Origin of the sequence: Mycobacterium sp., assembly GCF_050701675.1 — a bacterium.
Lineage (GTDB): Bacteria > Actinomycetota > Actinomycetes > Mycobacteriales > Mycobacteriaceae > Mycobacterium.
In genome coordinates this window covers 1-4,272 of sequence record NZ_JBOGDD010000873.1, presented here as the reverse complement: position 1 = coordinate 4,272, position 4,272 = coordinate 1, and the positions used below count along the sequence as shown (strand labels likewise).

The following is a 4,272-nucleotide window of genomic DNA, read 5'->3' as shown; positions in this document are numbered from 1 at the left end:
GGTCCGGTCGGAGCGTGCTTCACCTCATCTATGGTCACGCCCACATCTCCTTAATCTCTCGCCGATACTTTGTTGTCATTGCCCGGGATTGCCGGACATTGAGTCGAATACCGAAGGATCCGGCGGCCGGGTGTTCAACCGCGGCACGTGCAGACCTCCGTCCACCGGGATGGTGGCCCCGGTGATGAAGCGGGCGTCCTCGCTGGCCAGAAACGCTGCCACCGGGGCGATGTCGTCTTCCGGGTCGCCCATCCGTCCCATCGGGATCATCATCGGGATCGCCTCGCCGAGCGCGGGGTTGTCGGCCACCATCTTCTCGAAGGCAGCCGATGCAGCGATCGGAGCGATCGCGTTGACACAGATGTTGTGCCGGGCCCATTGGAAACCGGCGGTCCGTGTCAGCGCCTGTACGCCACCCTTTGCGGTGTTGTAGTCACCGTGCACCCAGTTGCCGCTGTCGGCATCGATCGAATAGAAGTTGATGATCCGGCCGCCGCCCTTGGCCTTCATGACCGGGAACGCGGTCTGCATCCCCCACCAGACACTCCACAACCCCACTTTCATTGTCTTGTCGAACATTTCGTCAGACTTGTGTTCGAGCGGGACGTCCGGGGTCAACGAGATGGCGTTGTTCACGAGGATGTCCAGGCCACCGAAGCTCTCCTGCGCGGCTGCCAGTGCGCCCTCGATGTCCGCCTTCTGCGACACGTCGGTCTGCACGAACAGTCCCTCACCACCGAGTGCACTCAAGTCGTCCGCGACCCGTTTGCCCGCGTCGGCATCGAACTCAGCGACGACGACCTTGGCGCCCTCACGGGCGAAGCGACGGGCGATCCCCCGTCCAATACCCATTCCCGCCCCGGTGACGACGGCGACCTTTCCGTCCAGACGGCTCACTACGCGTCGCTCTTCGCGTTCACGACCTCGCGCACCCGAGCCCGGACTTCGGGCTCGTGCGTGTGGTTGAAGTTCACGTTCCCGCCTTCGCCATCGAACTCGTGAAGGCCGGTGAGATCACGCTCGGGATCGGTGAAGTCTTCGGCATAGCCGTTCTCCCGCACCGCCACGATCTCCCACCAGTTGCCGTCGGGATCGGTGAAGTAGAACGACGTGTCGCCGTGCATGTGCCGAGGCTCGGTGATCTGCTTGATACCCCACTCGTCCTTGATTGCGATGAGCTTTCCGTGGGCGGCGTGCACTTCCTCGGCGCTGTCGACATCGAGTCCGTTGTGCGCCAACATCGACATCGTGCTTTCCTTACCGGTTTCGACGACCGCATACGCGTGGTTGGTGCCGAGCCGGATCATCATCGATCTGCTGCTGGGCTGGATGACCTCCAGCCCAAGCACTTCCTCATAGAACCGGCGGGCCCTGGTGATGTCCACGGTTTCGAGGGTGCCGTGGCCGAGGCGCTGGAGCTTGAGGACGGGTTCGCCGGTGAACTTGTCCGTGATTGCAGGCATTTCGAGTCCTTATCTCGTCGTAGGGAGCAGGGAAAGGTCACGCGTCGATCGGCGGGCTGTCTTGCATGGCCTGCATGACAGCTGCCACCTGACCGGAGTCCATGTACTCATCGATCCGCCGAATCCGGCCGTCCGTCACGGCGATTCGTTGGATGGCCGGAATGGCGGCCAGCTCTCCGCCGGGCAACGTGAGATGAACGACATGGCGTTGAATGCACGCGCCGTCCACTACGTCGCGCCCGGCGATCTCGTACCGCGGTTGCAGGGCGGCGAGGGGTGCCAGGGCAGCCAGCGCCTCCATTGCCGGCTGGCCGACCTGGTCGTAGTTGTGCCAGATCACGGCATCGTCGGTGAAGAGCGCACCGAGTCCGGCCGTGTTACCCGTCGACAGCGCGTCGACGAATTCGTCCACGGTCGACAGAACATCGTGGTGATCGTCAGCCACGTGACTGCCCTTCCTCGTGCCAGCCGGTCACGGCCATACCTTGGGGGTGAAGATCGGACGCGCGATGCGCGACGCAATACGCCATCCATCAACGGATCTCACGTACCGGTCGTAAAATTCGATGACGCGACCGTTGTCCGTGGCATAGACCACCGCTTGCCCGTTCTCCGCCACGGGCCCGTGGTAGACCATCGCGCAGACCACCGCCTCCGCCGTGTCGTCACCGAGGCTGGTGAGATGGAAGTTGGCGAGCAGGTGCCGAGGAGTCACCTTCGGCCGGTCGGACATGCCTTCACGCAACTCGTCGTGCCCGCGGTGGACGATGCCCGCGCGGTCGAACAACCCGTCGGTGGTGAACAATTCGATCATCGACTCAAAATCGCCGTTGTCCAGATAGAAGGCGAAGGCGTGGTTCAGTCGGATGAGTTCCCAATGGGCCGTCATCGCCTGCGTGGTGTTCGCGGTAACCGTCGTCATGGTGGACCGTCAACCCAGCGCAGCCGGTGGGACGTCCTCGTCGACGAGAAGCGCGCCGACGATCGTGTAGATCTCCGCGCTGGCGGCCGCGTGCTGCGCCGCCGTACGGACATCGCGCAGGCGTCGCTGCAAGGTGGAGGTGTTGTACATGGCGTTGCTTCCCGCCAATCCGAAGGTCTCGTTGACGATCTCGACGCATTCGGTATGGGCCCGCGCCACCATGGCGCGCTGACGGGTCGCCGCCAGCGGCGAGATGGGCTCGCCCGCGAGTGCGGCGTCCCACATCAGGCTGACCTCCCTCTCCGCCAGGGCCCGGACCGAGGCCAGCCGAACGTCGAGCTGGCCCAACCGGTACTGGAACACTGGATCCCCGGCCAACCGCATGGTGGGGTTGAAAGCCGGACGCTTGGTCTTGGCCAGTTTCCGAAGATCGGCAAGGGCACCCTCGGCGATACCCAGCACCACCGCGACGTGCGTGGGACCAAGTGTCAGCCGGACGGGCAGCCGAAACAGCGGGGTGTCGACGGTGGCCGGACCGAAGAATTGTGCGGTGTGGTCCTGTGACACGAAGACGTCCTTGAGGACGAAGTCGTTGCTGTTGGTTCCGCGCAATCCGACCGAGTCCCACGTCTGTACGAATTGGGCCTCGCGCGCCGGCACCATGGCCAGCACCATTTCCGGTACTCCTGCGTCGGTCATGACGGGCGCACCGTTCCGCAACACGATGCAGCTGCCGATCATCCACTGGTGCTGGTAGCTTCCGCTGGCGAGGGGCCACTGCCCGTTGACGAGATAGCCCCCATCGGTGCGGATCGCCACCCCCTTGGGCGCGAAGGCCCCGCGTGCCATCGTGTCCGGACCCTCCGGATAGATCTCCCCGTCGAGCACGTGTTGCGGGAATCGGGCGAACACCGGGGCGAAGTCCGCGCCGATCATCACAGTCCATCCAGTGGAGGCGTCGGCTCGGGCGACCTCCTCGATGACGGCCATGGCTGCCGGCAGACTCAACTCCTCGCCGCCGTACTGACGAGGCACGAACATCCTGAATGCCCCTGCGGCCGTGAGCTTATCGATCAAGTCGGGGGGAACCAGCTTGGCCGACTCGATCTCGCCGGCCCGCTCGGCAATCTCAGGACACAACGCCCGGACCGCCTCCAGCACAGTGGTGGTGGCCGTCGCGTCGGACTCAATGGCGGTCATGCATTTCCTCCGGTCGCCTGGTCGTGTGCGGCCACTGAACCACGATTGCGAGAATTAGTTGGATTGAACACAGACGATATTATGTGTTCAATCTGCCGCGGGGTCAAGGGTTCCCGCGATTCTGCTGATAGTGGGCACTGACGCCGCGCTTGAAAGTCCCGCGTCGAGTCGCCGGAACCGGCTTGCATGGAACACCAGTGGAGCGACGGCGGGTTCCGTCCGCAACCGGTGGATCTGCAACATCGCGAGGGTGTGGTCACCGGCGCGGACTTCATCGAACAGCGCACACTCCAACCACGTTGAGGCGCCGCCGATCAGCACCGCTCCACCGGCGGTCGGTATCCACTCGACCCTGTCGAAGCGGTCACCCTTACCTGACAATTTTGCGCAGACGTTCTCATGGCCCTGCGCCAGGACGCTCAATCCGAGGCGTTCGATCTGCCGCAACCGTGGCCAGGACGTGGACGTCAGCTGAATGGAGACCGCCACCAGCGGTGGTTCGAGCGATAGCGGGACAAATGCACTCGCCGCCATGCCTACCGGCGTGCCATCGGCGTCAATCCCACAGACGGCGATGACGCCACTGGGAAAGCAGCCGAACGCCGCACGCAGCAGCAGCGAGTCGGATACCGGATCAAGTCCGGCTGCAGCGTCTTTCGAGCCAGAATGAGGTGCACCGATCGGATC

6 protein-coding genes are annotated in these 4,272 nt (G+C 64.0%); all 6 read right to left on the bottom strand.

Translation table 11 applies throughout. The annotated features are described in order from the left end of the window. Positions 1-75: 75 nt before the first annotated feature. The 6 genes from ACRDUX_RS26740 to ACRDUX_RS26715 all read right to left on the bottom strand — a co-directional run bounded on the left by ACRDUX_RS26740 (position 76) and on the right by ACRDUX_RS26715 (position 4,266). Positions 76-897 carry an SDR family NAD(P)-dependent oxidoreductase gene (locus ACRDUX_RS26740; RefSeq protein WP_526418195.1) on the bottom strand — a complete coding sequence of 274 codons (822 nt, stop codon included), beginning with the start codon at positions 895-897 and terminating at the stop codon, positions 76-78. Next, positions 897-1,463 (bottom strand): VOC family protein, encoded by a 567-nt coding sequence (locus ACRDUX_RS26735; protein ID WP_526418193.1) that lies wholly within the window; start codon positions 1,461-1,463, stop codon positions 897-899. Before ACRDUX_RS26735 ends, ACRDUX_RS26740 begins: the two co-directional genes overlap by 1 nt. A gap of 37 nt (positions 1,464-1,500) precedes the next feature. Beyond that, positions 1,501-1,908 carry a nuclear transport factor 2 family protein gene (locus ACRDUX_RS26730; protein ID WP_526418191.1) on the bottom strand — a complete coding sequence of 136 codons (408 nt, stop codon included), beginning with the start codon at positions 1,906-1,908 and terminating at the stop codon, positions 1,501-1,503. A 27-nt stretch (positions 1,909-1,935) separates the two neighbouring features. After that, on the bottom strand, positions 1,936-2,385 hold the full coding sequence (locus ACRDUX_RS26725; RefSeq protein WP_526418189.1) for a nuclear transport factor 2 family protein: 450 nt from the start codon (positions 2,383-2,385) through the stop codon (positions 1,936-1,938). A gap of 9 nt (positions 2,386-2,394) precedes the next feature. Continuing rightward, complete coding sequence (locus ACRDUX_RS26720) at positions 2,395-3,585, bottom strand: acyl-CoA dehydrogenase family protein (protein WP_526418187.1); 1,191 nt, start codon at positions 3,583-3,585, stop codon at positions 2,395-2,397. An 87-nt stretch (positions 3,586-3,672) separates the two neighbouring features. Continuing rightward, complete coding sequence (locus tag ACRDUX_RS26715) at positions 3,673-4,266, bottom strand: flavin reductase family protein (RefSeq protein WP_526418197.1); 594 nt, start codon at positions 4,264-4,266, stop codon at positions 3,673-3,675. Positions 4,267-4,272: the final 6 nt, after the last annotated feature.

What these genes read in the sequence shown, in the direction of transcription:
- ACRDUX_RS26735 (WP_526418193.1), bottom strand. Translation starts at nt 1,463, where the DNA reads ATGCCTGCAATCACGGACAAGTTCACCGGCGAACCCGTCCTCAAGCTC.
- ACRDUX_RS26725 (WP_526418189.1), bottom strand. Translation starts at nt 2,385, where the DNA reads ATGACGACGGTTACCGCGAACACCACGCAGGCGATGACGGCCCATTGG.
- ACRDUX_RS26720 (WP_526418187.1), bottom strand. Translation starts at nt 3,585, where the DNA reads ATGACCGCCATTGAGTCCGACGCGACGGCCACCACCACTGTGCTGGAG.